The sequence below is a fragment of the Pseudomonas sp. SCPG-7 genome (genome assembly GCF_002156405.1).
In the GTDB taxonomy this organism is placed as follows: domain Bacteria; phylum Pseudomonadota; class Gammaproteobacteria; order Pseudomonadales; family Pseudomonadaceae; genus Aquipseudomonas; species Aquipseudomonas parakoreensis.
In genome coordinates this window covers 354,386-376,720 of the sequence record NZ_MVOO01000001.1, presented here as the reverse complement: position 1 = coordinate 376,720, position 22,335 = coordinate 354,386, and the positions used below count along the sequence as shown (strand labels likewise).

Below are 22,335 nucleotides of genomic sequence, written 5' to 3'. Positions count from 1 at the left end.
AATTGGCTTTTAAATATTTGGTTAGGCCAGATATAAGAATTTACTCTGCTGCACCAAACGTCCGCCCTCACTCAGAAGTCGCCCGCGAGGTCTGACATTGCGTTGCACATATTTTACAAGCTCGAGAAAATCCGGTGCTTGCTCCAGCGGTGAAGTTAGAACAAGAAGATTAGATTTTAGCTCGACGAAGGGCTTTTTGATTTCGGGTGGAACATGACCACCAACCACCATCGAGAATTTCAGCCCGAGAACATCAAAAATGTGCACCGTCGCGCGATTAATCTTATTTTGAACAGGAAAAGCAATTAGCCCCCGAAGCGCGTCAGAGCTATTTACCGTCAAAAGAAGATAACAATTATCCAAATCCTTACCCGTAAGCAGAAACTCTCGAAACGAAAGTTCATAACGAGGTCCCAAGGCGCCAACATACCGATCTTTTTTTCTTTCCCATGGCCAAACGTTAGCTCGCCAGAAAACGCTAACCGCAAAATAGAACAATGCATCGCGTTCGCGCTTCGACAGCGCATCTGGACTAAAAACGTCGAACCTCTGCCCAACAGCAATCGGTCCAAACGCAGAAAGGGCTTCCAAAAGTGGAAACGATAATTCACGGCCCCAAAGCTCCCCAACAACTTTTTCACCTTTCTTTGAAAAAAGATCCTCACAGCTAGAGCAAAGCAAGTCAGCCACTACTTGCTCATCAGAATAAAATGCACTGCCTTCATTAGTTAAAACCTTAACTAATCCCCCACCCCCTCCAGTCGGAACTCTCGCCGCCTTATATGCAGCCTTGGGTATCAGATGGCTCCTGATTAATTTGCTTTCTTTCTTGCAGAGTGCACAAACAGCCATTTTCACATCCTCCCCACCTGAAGAGACCATATAACCAAGACTCCACTAAACCCTTTGCCGAGGGCAATGTTTACTTACGTTTAGTTTTACGCCTTAAAGCTACAACACCTTGCGTCATTACCTACAGCTACGCCAGAATCCGCCGGCTTGTGTGCCTCGGCCTCGGGATCTATCGTTTGCCGGTCGCTGACGAATCAGCGATCGGGTTTAGCGACCCGAACCTTTGTAGGCGCACCAGCGCTCCAAATTCTTTTTCAGATGTTTTGTCTGCGATCGAATTTATGGCGGCTGTGCGTGGGAGACTTTCGAGTCTGCCGGGCGCCTACACCCGGTTCGCTAACCTGCGTGCAGCCGCCACCCTTACTTGTTTAGCGACTGGTTTTGGTGGCTCCATTTACTGTAGGAGCTTCATTTATGTTCAAACCGACGCCGAACCCACCCGAAACTGATCCAACCTCGCCTTACGAAACTCTCGATTCCAAAAAGCTCAATGAGGCCGCCGAACGCGCACTGGATCACTACCTCAACCCAGAGGCCAACGGAGCAGACAACCCTTCACGCAAACCGAGCACGATTTACCACATAGCTCCCGACATCGGCACCGAAGAGCTGTTGGCGAATGCGTTTGAAACCCTCGCCTCGGCGAAAGTGATGGCAAGTGATATTGCTGGCGACCTGCGAGCACCGCAGCGTCACGCGCTTCTTGGAATTGCCCAGCTGATAATGCTGGCAGAGCTGGCAGTTGACCGGGCGTTGGATAATCTGGAACTCGCAGCCTATTCCGCTAACTGACCGAAACCGTCGCCCTCACCACAGCTTTTTTCCAGACTGGTTTCAAATGCTGAGTAGGTAGAGCACCGAAATGCAAAAGCAAAAGATCGCAGCCTTCAATGGCTGCGATCTTTTTTCAGGAATAAACCGGCCAGGTATCAACGATCTTGCCGCAACGGACCGCCAGCAGATCACCGAATTGCAGGAGGACGGCCTCGGTCTGGGTGGGTCGCAGGAACACTTGATCCTCAATGGTCAGGCCCACGGCATTCGAACCGTTGACCATCTCCTGATTGGAACTGCGACCATACACGCCATTACTCTGCAAACCAGCGGGCGATTCGAACTCGGCCATCCAGTTGCCGCCGTAAATAAAAAAGGTCTGGCGCTGATTGGCGTCCCACCACGAAAACAATTTGAAATTGTCATCCAGCGCCGGAATGTTCACCGCCCCCGTACTCTTCAACACAGGCGTGGCGATGTAGGTCGCCGGCACGTGGTCAACCAGAGAAGGCAGGTCGTAATGCGTCGGCTTGAGCATCGCCGTGCCCACCGAAACCTCGGTGCTCAACTGCTCGTTTTCATGGATGCGGTAACTCGGGCTGCCGGCGGTGTTCAGGCACAGGTGGTCATTCCATAACGCCGGAAACTGCTGGCGAGTGAAATCCACGCAGCGCTGATAAATCACCATCACCTTGGCGAACAGTTCCTCGGGCGAACCGAGTATCCCGGGCACGCCCATGCCCACAAACGGGTCGTAACCCATGAACCCGGCGAACACCAGGTGCTGCGGGTTGGCGCTGATCAGCGCGAGCATCTGCCCCAACGCACTTACATCACTGACCCCGCCGCGATGCAGGCCGACATCCAGCTCGATGTTGATGCGCATCCGTGTGCCGAGTCCCTGCGCCAGCGCCAGGTATTGCTGCAGACGTTCGGGATTGTCGATCAGCCATTGCAGTTGCTTCGTCGGGTCGAACGGACCTTTGTGGGTTTGATAGAACAGCTGTGCCGAACGCACCGGCAGCGGCTTGCCGAGCAGGATGTCGGACTGGGGAAACGTGACAGCGTCGTGATTGAGGAACGGCTGGTGAAACGACATGAGCTTTTGCGTCCCGGCCCGTTGCGCGATGTAGCTCAACAGTCCCGGTGACGGCAGGGATTTCTCCACCAATCGCAATTGCTTGCCGCCGCGTCGCACCGACTGCATGACCACGTCGATGTTGTGGTCGAGCCGATCCAGATCGATCAAAAGCACCGGACGCATTGGGCCGTGGTCTTTCAACTCTTTATTCAGCGCGCGAAAATACTCGCTGTACGGGCCGCCACGATCACTCGGTCGCAGCCAGGCGCCCACGCCCACTAACAAAGCGCCGACACCCAGCGTGCCGAGGAGAAAATTGCGTCGATTGACCGCCATCAGTTCACCCCCAGAATTGACGACAGATGCGCATTGAGAAAACGTCCGCTCGGGTCCAGTGCCTGGCGTACGTCGAAAAACTCGCGCCAGCGCGGGTACAGCGGTTGCAGGGTGCGCGCATTGAGCGTGTGCAATTTGCCCCAGTGCGGGCGACCGTTGTACTTCCAGAAAATCGGTTCGACCGCGGCGAAGAAGTTGTGATGGTCCATCTGATAATGCTGGTGCACCGAGATCGAACAGCTGTCGCGGCCCTCGAACATGCTCAGTGGAATGTCGTCGGCCTTGACGTAGCGGTACTCGATGGGAAACCAGGTGCGCAGGTCCTTGTCCTGAATCAGCTTGAGGATTTCACGCAGGCAGGCTGGGCCGTATTCGGCGGGCACCGAGTACTCCATCTCGTTGAAGCGCACGGTGCGCACGTTGGCGTAGATGTCGAACGAGTCACCGACCCGATCATCGAAACTCGCCAGATGCCGCAAGCTGTTGAGCAACGAGGTGCGCAGGCCGGGGAAGTCACTGCCGTACTTGTCGATCTTCTCGATCAGGGTCACGAACTCGTTGCCACCCTCCTCCTCGGGCGGGATCGGCGGTGTGGCCGGGTCGCCGGTTTCGTTGAGGGCGATGGACAAGGCGTAGTCGGAATGGGTGACCACGAGCATTTCCCAGTGCTGGTTTTCGCGGGTGTTCTTGTCCAGATCTTCAAGCAGCTCTTCGGTCTTGGCGATCCACTGGGTTTCCCGCAGACGATACGCCGGACGGTTTTGCAAGCGGACTTTAGTGGCAACACCCAACGCACCAAGGGATACCCGGGCAGCGTTGAATACGTCCGGATGACGCTGGCTGTCGCAGTCCAATACCTCGCCACTGGCGGTCACCAGCTGCATCCCGCAGACGTGCGCCGAATAAGACTGAAAGTTTTTGCCGGTACCGTGAGTCGAGGTGGAAATGGCGCCGGCGAGGGTCTGGTAATCGATGTCGGCCATGTTTTTCAGGGCCTGGCCGATGTCCTTGAGCGGCTTGCCCATACGCGACATCGGCGTACCGGCGGCGAATTCGGCTTGCAGGGTTTTCGGGTCGTGATCGAGCAGACCGTTGAAGTAGCTCAGCGACAGCAACGTACCGTCGGTGGGCACCAGCGCACTGAAGGAATGCGCCGAACCTACCGGACGAATCTTGCCCGGTGCCTGTTGGATGACTGCGGTCAATTCATCCAGATTCTTTGGCGCTACCCGCGCCGCCGGCAGGCAACTCTGCCCGCCCGACCAGTTGCGCCAGGGAATCAGCCGTGGCGCGCGCATCAACTGGCCCAGCGCCGGATTGGAAGCCAGCGCACTGAACGCGCCGACGATACTTGCCCGTTGCAACAACTGACGGCGTGTCAGATCCATGCTCATGCGCGCGCCCTTATTGTGGGAGGGGCTGATCGGCCATGAAGCCGATCAGTTGCAGGAATTGTTCTTCCGAACACTCGACGCACTGGCCCATCGGCGGCATGCCGTTGTAGCCGTTGATGGCGTGATCAAGCAGGGTGTCGGTGCCCTGCCGCAGGCGTGGTTCCCAGGCCTTGCGGTCGCCGGTCAACGGCGCGTTGGCGGCCGGGTTGGCGTGGCACAGCTGGCAGCTGTTGGCGTAGATCTGCGCCAGTGCCGGGTCGGAGGGCGTGGCGTTGTGAGTGGTCGCCGGCGGTGCAGCTTTTTCGCCGCAGCCGCACAGGGCGACAGACAGCGCCAGCATAAAAGTGAGTGGGATTGCCCGCATAACGATCCTCGCCTGGGTAGCGCTTATTGTTGTGATCACACCTTAAGGCAGGCACGGCAGCGGGTTGAGGGCATTGCCGGACAACGAGGGGGCCATCCGGGGCCAGCCAGGATTGAGCTCGGGCTCGGACAGCACCACAAAACTTGTGGGAGCTGGCTTGCCAGCGATAGCGGAGTGTCAGCCAATGAAAGTCGCGCAAGTGCCGGCCTAATCGCTGGCAAGCCAGCTCCCACAGGGTAAACGGCGTTGCTGATTCCGCTCTGTTCCGCCTCTCTGCGTGACATTCGCGTGACATTCACGGGTTTAAATTCCCGCGTATTCAGGCGTATAACCTGTACAGACTTTTGGATCTGCATACGGACATCAATACGGGGTAGCGACATGACCACAGCAAACATCCTTGGCAACCTGTTCCCTTCTGTCAGCGACATCCCGGAAAAATACCGCCTCGACGGTCAGGTCGAGCAACGCGAATACCTCGTTGATGGCGAACTGCGGCGCTGGGACGGCCCGCTCGCCACGGTACGCAGCCCTGTGTACCTGCACGGCGAGAATGGCGATGAACAAGTAATCCTCGGCAGCACCCCACTACTCGACGCCGACACCGCCCTCACCGCCCTTGATGCCGCCGTGCGTGCCTACGATCGCGGTCAGGGCCTGTGGCCGACCATGCGCGTGGCCGAACGCATTCAGCACGTCGAAGCGTTCCTCGGGCGTATGCGCCAGCAGCGCGAAGCCGTGGTCAAATTGCTGATGTGGGAAATCGGCAAGAACCTCAAGGATTCGGAAAAAGAGTTCGACCGCACCTGCGACTACATCGTCGACACCATCAACGCACTGAAAGAACTCGACCGCCGCTCCAGCCGGTTCGAACTGGAACAGGACACTCTCGGCCAGATTCGTCGCGTGCCGCTCGGTGTCGCGCTGTGCATGGGCCCTTACAACTATCCGCTGAACGAAACCTTCACCACGCTGATTCCGGCGCTGATCATGGGCAACACCGTGGTGTTCAAACCGGCCAAGCTCGGCGTGCTGCTGATCCGCCCGTTGCTTGAAGCGTTCCGCGACAGCTTCCCCACCGGCGTGATCAACGTGATCTACGGCAGCGGCCGCGAAACCGTCAGCGCGCTGATGGCCAGCGGCAAGATCGATATCTTCGCCTTCATCGGCACCAACAAGGCCGCCAGCGACCTGAAAAAACTGCACCCGAAACCACACCGTTTGCGCGCCGCGCTGGGTCTGGATGCGAAGAATCCGGGCATCGTCCTGCCCGAAGTCGATCTGGACAACGCAGTCAGCGAAGCGGTCACCGGTTCGCTGTCGTTCAACGGCCAGCGCTGCACTGCATTGAAGATCCTGTTTGTGCATGAGGACGTGGTCGACGCCTTCATCGAAAAATTCAACGCCAAACTCGCTACGCTCAAGCCAGGCATGCCGTGGGACAGCGGCGTGGCACTGACCCCGCTGCCGGAGTCGGGCAAGGTCGACTACCTGCACGGTCTGGTGGCTGACGCGCAGAGCAAGGGCGCACAAGTGGTCAACCCGAACGGCGGCGCCAGTCGCGAGTCGTTCTTCTACCCCGCCGTGCTGTACCCGGTGACGCCGCAGATGCGTGTCTACAACGAAGAACAATTCGGTCCGGTGGTGCCGATCGTGCCGTACCGCCACCTCGATACCGTGATCGATTACGTGCTGGAATCGGACTTCGGCCAGCAACTGAGCCTGTTCGGCACCAACCCGGTGGCGATCGGCCGACTGGTCGACACCTTCGCCAACCAGGTCGGGCGGATCAACCTCAACGCCCAGTGCCAGCGCGGCCCGGACACCTACCCGTTCAACGGGCGCAAGAACTCCGCCGAAGGCACGCTGTCGGTACACGATGCACTGCGGGTGTTTTCGATCCGCACACTGGTGGCGACCAAGTTCCAGGACAGCAACAAGGACCTGATCAGCGAAATCATTCGCGGCCGCGATTCGAGCTTCCTGACCACCGACTACATCTTCTGACGAGGACTTTGCACTGAGCACCTTCAGCACCCACCGACTGCCACCGCTGCTGCGGCGAATCCTGCGTCCGTTGCTGGACCCGTATCGCCGCTACCAGCACGCCCGACTGATTCACGCGGTGCGGGTAGCGCTGGGTCTGCTGGCAACTATCCTGCTGACCACCGGCATCAACCTGCCCCACGGCGAGTGGGCGTCGGTGACCATGCTGGTGGTGATTGGTGGCCTGCAGCACCACGGCAACATCGGCAAAAAAGCCGCCGAACGCGCCACCGGCACCCTGATCGGTGCCGGCGTCGGACTGGTGCTGGTGGCGCAACAGGCATGGCTGGGCCTGCCATGGCTGACGTACTTTGCCATGGCGGTGGTCTGCGGATTTTTCTCCTATCACGCCATCGGCAAGGGCGGTTACACCGCCCTGCTGTCGGCGATCACGGTGTTCATTGTCGCCGGACATGGCGACAACCCGATCACCGACGGCTTGTGGCGCGGGGTCGACATCCTGATCGGCATCGCCCTGGCCCTCGCCTTTTCCTTCGCCCTGCCGCTGTACGCGGTGTATTCGTGGCGCTACAACCTGGCCGATGCCCTGCGCGATTGCGCCACCTTGTACGGGCGAATCATCAGCGGTCAACCGGTCAGCGCCGATGAACATCTGAAGCTGATGGGCCGGGTGACCACGGTGATGGTGCAATTGCGCTCACTGATGCCTTCGGTGTCCAAGGAAGTGAAAATCTCCATGACCGAACTGGACGCGATTCAACGCAACCTGCGCATGTGCGTCAGCACGCTGGAGATCCTCGGCAACACCCGCCCGGATGCCAACGACCCCGACGCCATGGCGCACCTGCAATCGGCGCTGCGGGCCGAGCACCGGGTGATCCGCGTGCAACTGATTGGCATGGCACGGGCCTTGAAGTCCGGCGCCACGCAACGCCTGCAGCGACCGCTGGAATTACCGGACGCCAGCCTCGACACGCCGGTGTACAACACGCTGGACGGTTACCGGTTACTGACCCGACAACTGGCCGCGAACATTGGCGAGCTGCGCCAACGCCTGGCGATGACGGCGCCGCGCTGGAACATCTGAATCAGCGGAAAAATCCATGTAACAAAGCCGACATCATCACTACAATGCGCCGCACAACGGATGTGACATGGACGCATAAATGCAATTCAGGAAGAGTATCAACGCCCTGCGGGCACTGGCCGTGCTGTCGGTCGTGCTGTTTCATTTCAAGGTGCCAGGGTTCGAGGGCGGGTTCGTCGGCGTAGACGTATTCTTCGTCATCTCCGGCTTCCTGATGACCGGCATCATCGTCAATGGCGTGCAGCAGCAGAACTTTTCCCTCCTCGGTTTCTACGCCTCCCGCGCTCGCCGCATTATTCCTGCCCTGCTGGTGCTGTGCGTTACGCTGCTGGTCTTCGGTTACTTTTACTTGCCGCTGGACGACTTGCGCGAAACCATCCGCACGATCAAGAGCAGTCTGCTATTCAGTTCGAACTTCAGTTTCGCCGAAAGCGGCAATTATTTTGCCGCGCCACTGCATGAAAACTGGTTGTTGCATACCTGGTCACTGTCGGTCGAATGGCAGTTCTATCTGCTCTATCCCGTGCTGATCATGGGTTTGCACAAGTACTTCGGCGCCGATAAAACCCGCTTTGCCCTGGTTGTCTTGGCGTTGGTTTCGCTGCTGGCGTCCGTCGTCATGACTCGCCTCAACCCGACGTTCGCCTTCTACATGCTGCCCACCCGCGCCTGGGAAATGATCGCTGGCGGGCTGGTTTTTCTGTTTCCCCTACGATTGAGCCAGCGCGGCGGCACGATTTGCGAAGGATTCGGCCTGCTGGCGATTGCCGTCAGCGTGCTGGTTTTTTCGGCAGCGGACCTGTGGCCGGGCTACCTGGCACTGGTGCCGGTGCTGGGGACGATGTTGGTGATTCACGGCAATACCCGGTCGGTGTTCAGCAGCAATCCTGCGCTGCAATTTGTCGGGAGCATTTCCTACTCGATGTACCTGTGGCATTGGCCGCTGGTGGTGCTGCTTTACCTGTGCGGGCTTTTGAGCAGTTGGCCGCACGTGATCGGCGCAATCATCGCCTCGTTCGTCCTCGGCACCCTGTCCTTCTACCTGGTGGAATCGAAGGTGAAGAAAGGTACGAGCGCTACTCGAACAGTGATCAAGTTCGCGTCGCTGACGGTAGCTGTGGTTGCCGTGTCGGCAGTCACGTCGTCGCTGGTAAAGCAGCATCCCGACTGGCGCCCGGCACTGGTCGAATTTGGTCAGCCGGAATACACCAGCAAGCTGTATCCGCAGGAGTGCTACCCGAATGCCTATGCGGCGGCGGATTGCAAACTGGGCACGGGGGATGTGTCGGTGATTTTGTACGGCGACAGTCATGCGCAATCCACCGCAGCGGCGGTGCAGATGGACAACCCTAACGCAGCGCTGTCCTGGTCACGGGGCGGTTGCCCGACCCTGGCGCACTTCGCCATGCACGACAAAACCGTCGAAAGCCAATGTCGAGGCTTCAATCAGGAAAAGCTGCAACAACTGAAAACCGCGTACGTCGGCGTGCCGGTGGTGCTGTTCAGCCGCGCGGCGCTGTACGCGGATTCAGGGCGGGAAAACAGCTATCGGATTTCCTTTCCCGAGCGCCAGACCGCGTTTGCCGAAGCCTATACCGAAGAGTACGTCAGCACGGTCTGCTCGATCGCTGAAAACCATCCGGTGTATATCGTCAAACCGATCCCGGAAATGCCTTTCAGCGTCTACAAGGGTTTGAATCTGAATCAGCGGTTGTTCCGGCAAAACACAGACATTTCCTTACCGTTGCAGGCCTATGAGAAACGCAATCGCATCGCCATCGGCACCATCGAAGCTGCTGCCAGCCGCTGCAACGCGACGGTGATCGACCCGACGCCGTACCTGTGCCCCGATGGCCACTGCATGGGCTCCATGGACGGCGTCCCGCTGTACTTTGACGACAACCATCTGGTGGATGCCGGCAATCAGCAGTTAAAAGGACTGTTCCGCGATGTGATCAAACCGATCTGAGCTGGCGCCGGGTTTTCAAGCCCCAGCCCTGTTGCATCCCGGCGGCGGCCAACAGAATCGCCGCCACGCCGACCCATTGCAGGATTTGCAGGCGATGGCCGAAGGCAAACCAGTCGACGAAGATCGCCGCAATCGGGTAGATGAACGACAGTGCGCCGGTCAGGGCGGTCGGCAGTTTCTGGATCGCGCCGTACAGCAACACGTACATCAGGCCAGTGTGAACAACGCCCAGCGTCACCAGGCTGGCCCAGGCTCCGTTGGTTTGCGGCAGACCGTTGAAGTGCGCGAACGGCGCGAGCAACAGCACTCCGGTGCAGACCTGGATCAGCGCGATCAGATGCGGTGGCGTGCCGGTGAGACGCTTGATGATCAGCGCCGCGATCGCGTAAAGCAACGCCGCGCCCAGCGCCAGCGCGATCCCCAGCAGATATTCGTGACCGCTCTCGCCCTGCCCGCCGTGGGCGCTGACGATCGCCAGCATGCCGAGGAAGGAAATCGCTAGCCAGAACAGCTTCTGCAAGGTGATTTTATCGCCGAGAAACAGTGCCGCCAAGCCAACCAGCATGAACGGTTGTACGTTGTAGACCGCCGTGCCGATGGCGATCGAGGCCCGGGAATACGAGCCGAACAACAACACCCAGTTGCCGACAATCGCCACCCCGCTGAGCACGGCGAGCAGGAACGTGGTGCGGGTCAGAATGCCCGGACGCAGGAAGCCGAACGCGGCGCAGATCAGCAGCAAGGTACCGGCGCCGAACACGCAGCGCCAGAACACCACGTCCAGTACCGGCTGCCCGGAGACCAGCACGAACCAGCCAATGGTCCCGGAAATCAGCATGGCGGCGGTCATTTCCAATGAGCCACGGCGGATTGAGTTGTCCATCATCGATCTCCCTAAACGTTTTGACGAAAGCGTGGCCAAAGTATGCCAAGCAGGCTCTTTGCGCCTCCAGCGCAAAAAGCAGGCTAAACTCGGTTTCTACCTTTTTTATCGCGGGTGGTTTCCCGCAAATGCCTAATGCCGGAGTTGCGCCATGACCGACGATATCGACCAGATCCTCATCAGCGCCCTGATGGAAGACTCGCGCCGCTCGCTCAAGGCACTGGCGCAGATCAGCGGCCTGTCGTCGCCCAGCGTGGCCGAGCGCCTGCGTCGCCTGGAGGAGCGCGGCGTGCTCAAGGGCTATACGGTTGAGATCGACCCGAAATGCTTCGGCTATCAACTGCAGGCCATCGTTCGGGTGCGACCGTTACCGGGGCAATTGCAGGAAGTGGAACGACAGATCCTGTCGATTCCGGAATTCACCGAGTGCGACAAGGTCACCGGGGAAGATTGCTTCATCGCCCGCCTGCACGTGCGCTCGATGGAACAGCTCGACACTCTGCTCGACCGCCTCAACACGCTGGCCGAAACCAACACCGCGATCGTCAAGAAGACACCAGTCAAACGCCGGTTGCCGCCGATGGCGTGAGTGCTTTTTGCGCGTGTTCGGCGTAGATTGGGATTTTTCCGGCGAAGGATTGGCGGTAATGAAATTTCAGGCATTGATGCTGTCGGCAGTATTGCTCACCGGGTGCGGGACGGTGCAAACGGTTGCGTTCAACGACAAGTTTTCCGTGGACCAGCTGAAAACCAAGAAAACCTATTGCGGCGCCGTTCCGCGCATTTACAGCGGTGCAACCTACGACTTTTGCATGCTGCACGCCGAAAAACCGGATGGCGTCGACGCGTTCAATTACAACAATGCTTCTTTTGGTCTGGTGGTAGATGCCGCGGTTTCGGGTGTGCTGGATACATTTCTGCTGCCCTACACCATTTACAAGCAACAGGCTGATGGCAGCATCGTGATCAATTGATCCGCGTTTCGCAGACAACAAAAAACCCGCCGAAGCGGGTTTTTTGTTAATTCAGGCCAGCGATCAGTCGTCGCGGCTCATGATGCCGAAGATCTGCAACAAGCTGATGAACAGGTTGTAGATCGATACATACAGGCTGATGGTCGCCATGATGTAGTTGCGCTCGCCACCGTGGATGATCGCGCTGGTCTGGAACAGAATGCAGACCGACGAGAACAGCACGAAACCGGCGCTGATCGCCAGTTGCAGGCCGCTGATCTGGAAGAACATGCTTGCCAGCGTCGCTCCCAGCAGAACGAAGAAACCGGCGGTGATGAAACCACCGAGGAAGCTCATGTCCTTGCGGGTGATCAGCACATAGGCCGACAGACCACCGAACACCAGTGCGGTCATCGCGAATGCCGAACTGACCACTTCAGCGCCGCCCTGCATGCCCAGGTAACGGTTGAGGATCGGGCCGAGCAGGAAGCCCATGAAACCGGTCAGCGCAAAGGCGGACACCAGGCCCCATGCCGAATCACGGAGTTTGTTGGTGAGGAAGAACAGCCCGTAGAAGCCGATCAGCACCACGAAAATGTTCGGGTAGCCAACACGCATCTGCTGCGCCACGAAAGCCATCACACCGCTGAATGCGAGGGTGAGCGCCAGCAAGCCGTATGTGTTGCGCAGGACGCGGCTAACCTCTAGCTGCTCAGCCTGCACGCTGTTGTGAACTGCGTAATCCTGTTCGCGCATGGCGACACTCCTGTTGGTTTGAAACGTTCAGTGGCAAAGATCATAACAGACGCTCTGTAACAAGCCATGCACAGAGTTTGACAGTGTGTTTCATTCAGGTATTATGGCGCCCGCAACGCAAACGGAGGTGTGGCCGAGTGGTTTAAGGCAACGGTCTTGAAAACCGTCGACTGTAACAGGTCCATGAGTTCGAATCCCATCGCCTCCGCCATATTTGATACGACAAAGCCCTGATTATTCAGGGCTTTGTCGTTTCTGGCGTTTACGAAAATTTCTGCCTTTCGATATGTGTTCCATAGCTTTTGTGGGCGCGTTCCATAACTCCGACCGATTTCTCCCCTCTCCGGCGTCCTGCCAATCGTTAAAACACTCTTCATGTAACACGGTGCTACGCTGATCCCTTGGCTGCCAAGGAAACCAAAATGCCCAACTCCGACCTTCTCCCTTCCCTGCTCTTCAAGATCAACGAAAACTCGCCCGGGAGTGGTTGGACCCGGCCACGCGGAAAGAACGCGCCGAACAGATGGCGCTGCACCAAGGTGAACCGACAGAGGCGTTCGAGTGGTTCAAGGTTGACCGGGCCGTGGGGAACGTCCGGAATCAAGGCCCCGACCTGATTAAGCCTATCGGATGATTCAGGTCTGAGTGAGCGTCTTCAGGCGTTCAACTACGGCGGCTTCGAAAATGATGTACAGCCTTTCAGCATCGCCTGCGCGCAAAGCCCCGCCGGTTTCCAGCCCAAGCACGAAGCCATCCTCCCGTGCTCCCGCCTTTACAGCGATGATCATCGAATCAGCCCGGACAATCTGCGCCAGCAGCCGATCCGCCTCTCGTTTCTGCTTTTCACTCAGCACCACGCCTTCCACGTCAGTCACCTATTACCTTCACTACGACATCCATTAAATGGTAGGAAGAACGACTGAAACCCAGATAATCGTCATAACAATTGAGTAGCCGGCCGACTGTTTGTCCATTGCTGAACTTGTTAGCGTCGGTTATTTGTCGAGCTGGACCCGACAATTCACATATGCATCGCTACCTGGCGAGACCCCATACGAACGACACTTCGCGTCGTCATTAGCATTTTTGGCGGCGCGAAGCGCCTCAATGTTATCCACTCGTCTTTGGTGCTCAGCATAGCCATTGGTTCCCGGTAAGCAGTCAGCCCGCGGCGTGCCCAGAGCACAGTCCAAGGGATGGTTAGAACAGCCGGTGACCAACAACGCCAGAACGCATGCCCACAGGATTTTCATGGTAGCCCCTATAAAAATAGGAGTGTGCCGCCGCGAATGCAAAAATGAGCAGCGTTACTGAGAAATTTCATGCACATAGGCTAGCTCGGAAGAATGGGTGTGGGGAGCCGGAAACGAAAAAGCCCCGGCAAATGCCGAGGCTCGTTGACTTCCTTAACACGAAAAACTCGTCTTCGCGACACTCTTTGCACGAAAAAATCGAAAATCAACTGAAATTTATAGCAGTCTTTGGCCTGCCTTCACTCGGACGACTTAACTTATGACCAATCTGCAGAGCACGTGTAATATTACGTCGCCATCAGCCCACTGCTGATCGAGCGCTTTGGAAAGCGCCGGAAACAACCAATGCTTTCAAGAATGGAGTTATAAATGCGCAAGCTCTTCGCCTTTGCACTTGCATCTGCCCTGTCTTTTACCGCCCAAGCAAACGAGTGGCGGCAGTTCACCTCAACGATGTACGTTCTCGACCCGGCCGGAGAGCAACCGTTGCTTGCGATGGCAAGCTTGTTTGAAGGCGAACACGTGGTCATGAATTTGGTGGACTTGTCGGGGGCATTTTGTGAAAAAGGGGAAAACTCTAATCCTAGACCCGCAGGCCCTTTTCAAATAAACGGAACCAATGTGAAGTTCGTTCAAGCCTGCCTCGGTGGGAAAAGAGTTCTGTCTCCGGAGACTGAAAAAGGAAAAGCCTTCTTGGCTAATGCAATCCTCGGCGGCCCAGCAACCGTAGTGATTGAGGGCGGCGACGTCGTCAAGTTCTCTTCAGAAAACTTCGAGGCTGCGAAAAAGGCAATGCTCGATACCAATTCGGCACTCTGATCCAAAAAAATGATCTAGGAGGCGCCGAGCAGGATTCATGCTCAGCGTCTCCAGCTTTAAATCTCGCCCCACCCCGAAAGCAAGTTTGAGGTCAGGGTACGCGGGCTGCCGGTGTTGATTCCGTACGTCGCACTATCCGGCTATCGATGTCCAGCCATTCCCGAGTGCTGCCCTGGCTACAGGTGAATTCGAGGCATAAAAAAACCCGCAGTGGGCGGGTTTTCTGTTACCTGACACTACTTATTTTCCTGGCGGCTACTCGCGAAACCTTGAGTACTACCAGCGCTATTAGCGCACCGACAACCCCACCAAATAGTCCCATCTGAAATGCTGCTGATGGCTCCATCCAACAAGGGCTCAATGGCTTAAAAGGATAGTAGAGGCATCGCTCAGGAAAGAGTGCCCGCCATACTGGTAACGCACCGCCGATCATCAGCAACCCTATCGTAAAAAGCGCAAAAGCTTTCCATTGCGGTATGACGAGAAACTGCCTCCGAAGCACTGCTAAGGCGATGACTAATACAAACGAAAAGAAACCGGGAAGGTAAAGTGTCACGAAGTAGATTTGGTCGAGCTCGTGGCCGGCAGTATCCATATCACCTCAGCAAAAAAACCGGCGATTGGCCGGGCTTGAATGTCTATGTGCGTTTCGCGTTACTTTTGCACCATGGGAAAACTACCTTACAAATCCCAACATAGAAATACCTTTATGCCGCATCTTCAGAATTTTCATCAAAGATGACCTGCCACACAGGCTTTAACGCCTGAACATCCACTTCTGAAATAGCTTCACGCAGGAAATTCCACACCTCCTTCCAGTCGCGATCCCAAACTTTCGGCTCGCCATGTATGCCTATGAGTCCCTACACAGAAAGCTCACCCAGGCGCGCAAGGAGTACTGCTCGGCAGTCAGGTCTGGAGTTCGTCGCAGTGACCAAGCGCTGCGCCAAGAACAGCCGACGCAGGTGGCGGCGTGAAGCGCTTCATCCGCCGCAAGGTTGAGGCCTGGTTGATATTGGTGGCCGCGAAGATCCTCGAAGGCCGGAACGTCCACCGCTCGCCCGTCGTCTTCCGACATCACTTGTTCGACCTTGAAATGATGGGAGATGTGGCTGTCTTCGACAGGCAACTTTCGGCTGTGGATTCAACTGGCCGGTGAGGCACTGCGCGAGTCCAATCCGCTGCAACTGCCGCGTCTGATCGACGGCCAATAAGGGGTCTCACAGATGGCGGCGTCCTGATTTGACGCCGCCTCAGGTCATTACACGACTACGTTCAACAGCAATACCACAATCAAACCGACCACGGCGACGATCGATTGCACCACCGAAATAGTCTTGGTGGCTTCGCCCATCGTCATGCCGAAGGATTCCTTCACCATCCAGAAACCTGCATGGTTGGCGTAGTTGAAGAACAACGAGCCGCAGCCAATGGACAAGGCCAGCAGCGGCAGGTTGAGGCTGGGATCAGCACCGGCAAGCGGTGCCAGCAAGCCGGCAGCCCCCACGATACCTACCGTGGCAGAACCGGTCGATACCGAAAGCAACATGGCGATCAACCAACCGAGGATCAGCGGAGGGAACGCCGACTGCTGAGTCAGGTGCACAATCGCATCGCCCACCTTGGCGCTGGTCAGCAGTTCCTGAAAGGCACCGCCGCCGGCGATGATCATGATGATCGAGGCGATTGGCTTGAGGCTCTTGCCCAGCGACTCACGCAATTGCCCCGCATCGCCGCCGCGCGCGAGTACCAGACTGGCTCCGGCGAACAGCACGCCCAGCAACATCGCTATCAGCGGATTGCCGAGGAAACCGGCCATTTTCAGCAGCGCATTGTCCTTGGCCAATACCATCTCGGCGACGGCATGGATCAGCATCAGGATCGCCGGCAGCAAGGCTGCCAGCACGCCAAGGTATACGCTGGGGCTTGGTTTATCGTCGGCTTTTTCAGCCAGGGTGAACTGATCCAGCAACACCTGATCGGGCCGAGTGCTCATGCGCGGGGAAATGAATGCGCCATACAATGGGCCGCCTAAAATCATGGCCGGAATAGCCGCCAGGAAACCATAGAGCATGGTCGGACCGACCGAGGTTTTCAGCGCGGCAATGGCCGTCAACGGGCCAGGGTGCGGCGGAACCATGCCGTGCATGGCGGCCAGTGCGGCAATCACCGGAACGCCCACATAGACATACGCTGACCCCTTGAAGCGCGCCTGACTTTCCAGCTTGCGCGCCACGCTGAAAATCAGCGGCAGCATGATCACCAGGCCGACCTCGAAAAACATCGGAATGCCAATTACAAACGCGACCATCATCATCGCCCACGGAATCATCCGATCCGTTGTGCGCTTGAGGATGACCGCAGCAATCTGCTCGGTGACGCCGGCGTCAGCAAGAATTTTGCCGAGCATCGCCCCCAGCGCGATGACCACCCCCACTGCCCCCAATGTTTTGCCGGCGCCGGTGACCAAGTGGGAGACGATGCCATCTGGCTCCATACCGGTTGCAAAGCCTACGCCGACGGAAACTACCAGCAAAGCCAGCAGCGGGTGCATTTTGAGGCGCGAGACGATCAGCGCTACCAGCACCAGGACGCTGATCAATGCGGTCAGTAACAGATCTATATCTAAGGGAGTCATGAAAGGTTCTCGGTTGGGCTGGTGCCCAAATTCTTGTAAGTGGGTGAGATGAATGGCATCTGCAACGGCTGAGTTTCAGCGTTCGACTTTCTAAAAACCGAATAACCTTCGAGGCGCTTGCACCAGCAGCGAGTCGCTGGCTTGCGCCGAAAGTTCCAAGGCTTGCAACTGGTCGACGACGGTGGCGAAACCGATGCTTTGCTCATGCTGCGTATGCGGCCAGTCACTGCCCCATACCAACTGATGCAGGCCGAAGCTTTGTTCCAGCAACGGTAATGCCCTTCGAGCGAAATCAATGTTCTGTTGTGGCGTACCTCCCAAACGATAGATTCCCGATACCTTGATCCAGATCGGACTTTTAGATCCGGCCTCAAGCAACTCGCCAAACCCGGGCTGATCGAGACCCGCATTCGCGTCCGGCCGCCCAAAGTGATCGATCACCAACTTCACGCCGAACGGCGTCAATTGCTGGATCAGACCCGGCAGATCCCTGACTTCCCGGTGCAACTCGACATGCCAGTCGAGATCAGCGATATCGCTGAAAAACCCTTGCCAGGCACTGTCACGAAAATCAGGTAACGCCTTGCCGATCAGGTTCAGGCGCACGCCGACCACGCCCAGTCGAGCCATGTCATTCAAAGTAGAACGACTGACGCTTGGCTCCAGCACCACCACACCGCGCAACTGCCGCGGTGCTTGCTTCAACGCCGCCAACAGGTAGCTATTGTCGGTGCCAAGGAAACTGGGTTGCACCAATACACCGTGACTCAGACCATGCGTTTGCAAATGCTCAAGGTACTGGCCAAGCGTAGCGTCGTACTCAGGGGTGTAGCGCCGTGCACCGATCAGATGCAGATCACGGTCGAACACATGGGCATGGGAGTCGATGCCGGTGATCGACTTGGAGCGGGTATCTGACATGGGTTTTATCTACTGAAGGTTAGGATCATCACGCCCGAGCGCGTTGATTGCCGTTGATACCGGCCGAAACGGAGGTGGCATTGGCTTCAAGGTTCCTGCCCCGGGTTTCAGGCAGGCACAGTGCGGCAAGCACCGCCACGCCGTAGGCGATCCCGGCATCGATACCAATCGCCGAACCCAGCGACATGGAGTCACTCATGTGCCCGACCAGGAATGGAAATACAGCGGACAGCACCCGGCCAAAGTTGTAGCAAAAGCCAACGCCGGCACCGCGTACATCGGCAGGGTAAAGTTCGTTGAAGAGCGCTCCCAGACTGGCTGGAATACCGGCGGCGAAGAACCCCAACGGGAACCCCAGGAACAGCATCTGCGTATTGGTCAGCGGCAAAAAGACGTAGCACTGCACCGTGACCACGCAGCACAAGGCAAACAGCACAATGTTTTTACGACGGCCAATGCGATCGATCAAATAGCCGCTGGCCACACAACCACACCAGAAGGCGAAGATGATCACCGCCAGATACGCGCCCGAGTTCAGCACAGAGAGATTGCGCTCGGTCTTGAGGAAGGTCGGCAACCAGGTCATTACCGCGTGATAGCCACCGTGCGCGCCCAGTCCCAGCAGCCCGCCAAACAGGGTCACGCGAATCAGTTCCGGGCGAAAAATCCCGGCGAGCGACTTGAAGAAACTTTGCGGGATGGCGTTGTCTTTTTGCAGACGCTGGAAGCTGTCCGGCTCCTCAACGTTACGACGTACCCAGATGATCAGGAACGACGGCAGCAACCCGACAAGGAACATCACACGCCAGGCCATGTCCTGTGGCACCCAGGTATAGATCAGCGTGAACACCCCGACCGCCAGGCCCCAACCCACCGCCCAGGCACTTTGCACAGTGCCCATGACCTTGCCGCGATAGTGCGGATTGATCGTCTCGGCCATCAGCACCGCACCGGCCGCCCACTCCCCGCCAATCCCGAAACCCTGCAGCGCCTTGACCACCAACAACTGATTGAAGCCCGTGACGAAGGCCGAGAGAAAGGTGAAGAACGAGAACCACACAATCATCAACTGCAACGTGCGCACACGGCCATAGCGGTCAGACAACGTCCCACCCACCCAGCCACCGAGTGCCGAGGTGACGAGGGTAACGCCGCTGATCAATCCGGCATCGCCCTTTGTCAGTGCGAAAGCGGCGATCAGCGCCGGAATCGCCAGACCGAACATTTGAACTTCCAACGCGTCGAGCGACCATCCGCCGAAGCAGGCCCAAAACGTTTTGCGCTCCCGAGGAGTGACTTGGCGATACCAGCTGAACATGATTCTTATCCTTATAGGTGTTACGCAAGGCAGCCGACAGCCAACCGCACCGCGACAGGGTCAGCTTTGGCAAACAAACAGAAATCGGGCGGCGATCTAGCCGCCGCAGAACGCTCCGCTACGCAGGCAAGCGTCAGCGAATATCCACGCTGTAGCGAAAGTGCTCCGCGTGACCGCGCGAGCGACGCCATTCCAGCGGGCTTCCCGCGTAATCGCGGGCCAGACGCTCGATCACGATCACCGGACTGTTGACCGCTACCTGGAGCAATCGGGCATGCACGTCATTCACCGATTCAGCGGTCAGCGTTTCTTCGGCCGATGCAACAACCTGTCCGCACACTTCTTCGTAGATCGGATACAGCAGCGGCCCTTCGCGACCGAGGTCGATCTCCAGCAGCGCCTGAAACCGCTGGCGGGGCAACCAGATTTCTTCGGCGAGCACCGGCTTAACATCGAGCAGACGCACACGGACAATACGAATGACCGGCGCATCGGCGGGCAACCCCAGTGCTTGCGCTACGGCCGACGGTGCGGCAACGGGCTCGATCGAGAGGATGCGACTCTCCGGGACCTGGCGCTCACCGGAAATAGTCTGGAATCGGAAGAAACGAAACAATGAGGATTGAAACTGCGCCCGGCGAATGAACGTCCCTCGCCCTTGCTGACGCTCCAGAATGCCCTCACTGACCAACGCATCAATCGCCTTGCGCACCGTGCCGGTGGACAGTTGGTATTCCGCAGACAGCGCCGCTTCAGTAGGGATCGCCTCCCCCGGACGCCAGCGATTATTGGCGATCTGCTCAGCCAATTGGTCACGCAGGCGTTGATACAGCGGGAGTCGGGCATCACTGGATAAAGAATTCATCGACTTTATTCACCTTGTTATCTAGTCATCTATATGAATCGTGCGGCGAGTATTTGCCCAGATAACTTGCCTGTCAAGGAGGGGCTTTTCGTCCTGCTGACGAATGGCTGCCCCACTGCCCTTTTCATAGACATGTGGGTTCTCGCCGGCAATGTCAGATTCTGGCCGCATGTGGACGGTCAGGAGTGACAGCTATCGACCGTTTACCGACTGTCACGACTAACTAGGTTGGCTGCAAAAATCCCACTTCAGATGAAAGTCGCTTTCCATTAAGCGCAGTCTCTCTGCAGCTATGGCCCGGCAGCGCAACAGCACCGGGCGAGGAACAGTATCCGAGGGCAATAGCCATCCAGCAGAGAGAAAATGCGAGAAATCAGCAGCAAAAGGCGCTGTATCGGGAGTCGAGAAGTTTGCGGTTGAGATGGCCAGAGTGTTTAAGCCCTCAAACAAGTCATGAAGGCCCACGAACAAGCAAGAGGTGTAGCAGAAGATCCTGAGAAATCGGATCGTCTCCGACTTCGAAACGCAAGCCTGGATGCTGTGCGGTGCCAAGACACCTTACAAGCCATGCGAAAAGGTGTTGCGACGGTTGAGCGCTACCGGGTTGCAGCACTTGGCGAAGCACCCCGGTGAACCAGAAGACGAAATCTTCGAGCCAATCCGAAACCCGATCAGGCTTCTTTAGAAATCGTTCGTCTGCCCAGCAAAACTGCGCGATAAGCATTCTGCAACTCAATGCTCGCTCGTGTAGGCACCGCTCCGACACCTGACGAATCGTGCGGATAGTCCGCCGTCATGGACAGGGCGCGCGTGATCAACTGTTCAAGATTGACTCCCTGATTTTCCGACGCAATCAGCACGGAAATTAATGCGTCTTGCAGTGCATCTTCGCGAATAACGGCCATTTCGTTCTCCATTCGGCGTCTTGCCGAACGGAAACATAACCGAATTGACACGATAGTGCCATCAAAGTGTGCCACCATTGGTCACGAAGGTGCGGTGTTCGCAGCAGCTTGACTTGAAGAGATCGCCGCGACTGGGTTCAGACCCGATCCCACTTATCGACCTCTCGCCGCGCAATCCTTATCCCGTCTTGGTAAGGGTCGACATTCCCGTGCATCTCCAATGACACTTGTAAAAAAATTGAATTAGCCAATTGCCCTCTCGGTCAAGAATTATGAACGCAGTAAATCTGACGAGGTGACAGCAATGACTATCCAAGCAGAGACACTCGTACAACTGGCCCAAGCGCTCCAGGGGCGAGGCATGAATCTGGTTTCAGATGTTCACTTCACTCGCGCGCCATACCGGCAGCACCAGCGCTGGATCTGCATCGTAGAATGACCATGCTCATTGCCAGCGGCTCGGGCCAAGACTCTATCACCCGCCCACTTTTTTCGCGCTGCGCCTTCCCCCGACTGACCCGAGTGCAATTTCTTCAACGCGTAAAGGCAGTCAGCGCAGCGGATCGATGCCGTCGAAATTTTTGGGTCATCAATGATGAAACCTCTCCAACTTGAGATGGTGCGATCGGCATGTTCAAATGAGTAATGGCCTTTTGCTACGGTACTCTCAATTGAAACAGAATCGCGGAATCATCCTATTTTTTTCGGCTATGACTTTGCTCTTTATCCTGGTACAGGTATGGCACGCAAAATCTGGCCAGGAAGAGAAAAAGCAGGAGCGGGAGCGCCAACTCAAAGGGCTCGCGCTCATCATGAGTGCGCTGTCCGGAAAAGTATCTGATGACTCAACTCGCGTCGATTCTGTGACCTACAGCGATGAGGTCATGCGTATCTCTTACACACTCACAAAAGTTACCAAAGACGAAATCGATTCTGATGAATTCACCAAGGATGCAAGAGCGATTGCAGCTTCTGCATTCTGTAATGAAAAAGGTTTGGGACAGTTCGTGAAATCGGGTCTTTCCATTGACCTCCTCTACAAAGATTCAACCAGTTCACCGATCGTCAATTTTCAGATAGGCAAGTCCGACTGCCTCTGAAGCCCCCCTTGAAGCCCGCCTCTCTCGCGGGCTTTTTTCGCCGTGTCGTACCACAGTGAG

At 57.1% G+C, this 22,335-nt stretch carries 21 protein-coding genes, 1 tRNA gene and 1 pseudogene; 11 read left to right on the top strand and 12 right to left on the bottom strand.

All coding sequences use genetic code 11. The annotated features are described in order from the left end of the window. Positions 1-21: 21 nt before the first annotated feature. On the bottom strand, positions 22-852 hold the full coding sequence (locus tag B1722_RS28655; RefSeq protein WP_140395975.1) for a hypothetical protein: 831 nt from the start codon (positions 850-852) through the stop codon (positions 22-24). Between the two features lie 414 nt (positions 853-1,266). On the opposite strand from B1722_RS28655, the gene B1722_RS01805 reads away from it, so the two are divergent. Continuing rightward, the gene (locus tag B1722_RS01805) at positions 1,267-1,644 is read left to right on the top strand and encodes a DUF6124 family protein (protein ID WP_086791023.1); all 378 of its coding nucleotides are present in this window, start codon (positions 1,267-1,269) and stop codon (positions 1,642-1,644) included. A 115-nt stretch (positions 1,645-1,759) separates the two neighbouring features. Here B1722_RS01805 and B1722_RS01800 read toward each other — a convergent pair whose 3' ends face one another. The 3 genes from B1722_RS01800 to B1722_RS01790 form a co-directional block, all read right to left on the bottom strand. Then, on the bottom strand, positions 1,760-2,968 hold the full coding sequence (locus tag B1722_RS01800) for a DSD1 family PLP-dependent enzyme (RefSeq protein ID WP_174377042.1): 1,209 nt from the start codon (positions 2,966-2,968) through the stop codon (positions 1,760-1,762). A gap of 74 nt (positions 2,969-3,042) precedes the next feature. Beyond that, positions 3,043-4,371 (bottom strand): D-arabinono-1,4-lactone oxidase, encoded by a 1,329-nt coding sequence (locus B1722_RS01795; protein WP_174377043.1) that lies wholly within the window; start codon positions 4,369-4,371, stop codon positions 3,043-3,045. A 76-nt stretch (positions 4,372-4,447) separates the two neighbouring features. Beyond that, the gene (locus tag B1722_RS01790; RefSeq protein ID WP_041072631.1) at positions 4,448-4,801 is read right to left on the bottom strand and encodes a cytochrome c5 family protein; all 354 of its coding nucleotides are present in this window, start codon (positions 4,799-4,801) and stop codon (positions 4,448-4,450) included. Between the two features lie 381 nt (positions 4,802-5,182). On the opposite strand from B1722_RS01790, the gene B1722_RS01785 reads away from it, so the two are divergent. The 3 genes from B1722_RS01785 to B1722_RS01775 all read left to right on the top strand — a co-directional run bounded on the left by B1722_RS01785 (position 5,183) and on the right by B1722_RS01775 (position 9,864). Further along, the gene (locus B1722_RS01785) at positions 5,183-6,808 is read left to right on the top strand and encodes an NADP-dependent glyceraldehyde-3-phosphate dehydrogenase (protein ID WP_086791020.1); all 1,626 of its coding nucleotides are present in this window, start codon (positions 5,183-5,185) and stop codon (positions 6,806-6,808) included. 46 nt (positions 6,809-6,854) lie between these two features. Continuing rightward, entirely contained in the window at positions 6,855-7,895 is a 1,041-nt protein-coding gene (locus B1722_RS01780) for an FUSC family protein (RefSeq protein WP_174377044.1), read from the top strand. Between the two features lie 79 nt (positions 7,896-7,974). Next, positions 7,975-9,864 (top strand): acyltransferase family protein, encoded by a 1,890-nt coding sequence (locus B1722_RS01775; RefSeq protein ID WP_086791018.1) that lies wholly within the window; start codon positions 7,975-7,977, stop codon positions 9,862-9,864. On the opposite strand, the gene B1722_RS01770 is transcribed toward B1722_RS01775, so the two are convergent. Next, the gene (locus tag B1722_RS01770) at positions 9,851-10,747 is read right to left on the bottom strand and encodes a DMT family transporter (RefSeq protein WP_086791017.1); all 897 of its coding nucleotides are present in this window, start codon (positions 10,745-10,747) and stop codon (positions 9,851-9,853) included. The two genes, B1722_RS01775 and B1722_RS01770, sit on opposite strands and share 14 nt — an antisense overlap. Before the next feature lie 151 nt (positions 10,748-10,898). Here B1722_RS01770 and B1722_RS01765 point away from each other — a divergent pair, with 151 nt between their 5' ends. Both B1722_RS01765 and B1722_RS01760 read left to right on the top strand, forming a co-directional pair. Next, positions 10,899-11,336 (top strand): Lrp/AsnC family transcriptional regulator, encoded by a 438-nt coding sequence (locus tag B1722_RS01765; protein ID WP_007915449.1) that lies wholly within the window; start codon positions 10,899-10,901, stop codon positions 11,334-11,336. Positions 11,337-11,394: 58 nt separating this feature from the next. Further along, positions 11,395-11,721 carry a YceK/YidQ family lipoprotein gene (locus tag B1722_RS01760; protein ID WP_041072616.1) on the top strand — a complete coding sequence of 109 codons (327 nt, stop codon included), beginning with the start codon at positions 11,395-11,397 and terminating at the stop codon, positions 11,719-11,721. A gap of 63 nt (positions 11,722-11,784) precedes the next feature. Here the strand turns inward: B1722_RS01760 and B1722_RS01755 are convergent, their stop codons facing one another. Further along, positions 11,785-12,456 carry a Bax inhibitor-1/YccA family protein gene (locus tag B1722_RS01755; protein ID WP_027613775.1) on the bottom strand — a complete coding sequence of 224 codons (672 nt, stop codon included), beginning with the start codon at positions 12,454-12,456 and terminating at the stop codon, positions 11,785-11,787. A 123-nt stretch (positions 12,457-12,579) separates the two neighbouring features. Between B1722_RS01755 and B1722_RS01750 the strand changes: the two genes are divergently transcribed. Next, positions 12,580-12,667: transfer RNA gene (locus B1722_RS01750), tRNA-Ser, on the top strand. Positions 12,668-12,925: 258 nt separating this feature from the next. Further along, positions 12,926-13,090 (top strand): annotated as a pseudogene (locus B1722_RS29710) (DUF159 family protein); the annotation flags it as partial. 1 nt (position 13,091) lies between these two features. Here B1722_RS29710 and B1722_RS01740 read toward each other — a convergent pair. Beyond that, a complete protein-coding gene (locus B1722_RS01740) occupies positions 13,092-13,322 on the bottom strand; it encodes a hypothetical protein (RefSeq protein WP_086791520.1) in 231 nt (76 codons plus the stop codon). Positions 13,323-14,078: 756 nt separating this feature from the next. Here B1722_RS01740 and B1722_RS01730 point away from each other — a divergent pair. Continuing rightward, positions 14,079-14,528 carry a hypothetical protein gene (locus B1722_RS01730; RefSeq protein ID WP_041072612.1) on the top strand — a complete coding sequence of 150 codons (450 nt, stop codon included), beginning with the start codon at positions 14,079-14,081 and terminating at the stop codon, positions 14,526-14,528. A 973-nt stretch (positions 14,529-15,501) separates the two neighbouring features. After that, entirely contained in the window at positions 15,502-15,687 is a 186-nt protein-coding gene (locus B1722_RS01720; protein WP_084234244.1) for a hypothetical protein, read from the top strand. 102 nt (positions 15,688-15,789) lie between these two features. Here B1722_RS01720 and B1722_RS01715 read toward each other — a convergent pair whose 3' ends face one another. From B1722_RS01715 to B1722_RS01695, 5 genes are all read right to left on the bottom strand, one after another. After that, a complete protein-coding gene (locus tag B1722_RS01715; protein WP_086791015.1) occupies positions 15,790-17,166 on the bottom strand; it encodes a GntP family permease in 1,377 nt (458 codons plus the stop codon). Positions 17,167-17,256: 90 nt separating this feature from the next. Further along, positions 17,257-18,087, bottom strand: a complete 831-nt coding sequence (locus tag B1722_RS01710; RefSeq protein WP_041072606.1) for an amidohydrolase — start codon at positions 18,085-18,087, stop codon at positions 17,257-17,259. A gap of 28 nt (positions 18,088-18,115) precedes the next feature. Next, a complete protein-coding gene (locus B1722_RS01705) occupies positions 18,116-19,405 on the bottom strand; it encodes an MFS transporter (protein WP_086791014.1) in 1,290 nt (429 codons plus the stop codon). 133 nt (positions 19,406-19,538) lie between these two features. Beyond that, a complete protein-coding gene (locus B1722_RS01700; protein ID WP_041072602.1) occupies positions 19,539-20,270 on the bottom strand; it encodes a GntR family transcriptional regulator in 732 nt (243 codons plus the stop codon). A 671-nt stretch (positions 20,271-20,941) separates the two neighbouring features. Then, the gene (locus tag B1722_RS01695) at positions 20,942-21,175 is read right to left on the bottom strand and encodes a hypothetical protein (protein WP_041072600.1); all 234 of its coding nucleotides are present in this window, start codon (positions 21,173-21,175) and stop codon (positions 20,942-20,944) included. A 671-nt stretch (positions 21,176-21,846) separates the two neighbouring features. Here B1722_RS01695 and B1722_RS01690 point away from each other — a divergent pair. Then, entirely contained in the window at positions 21,847-22,275 is a 429-nt protein-coding gene (locus B1722_RS01690) for a hypothetical protein (RefSeq protein WP_254616377.1), read from the top strand. Positions 22,276-22,335 lie beyond the last annotated feature (60 nt).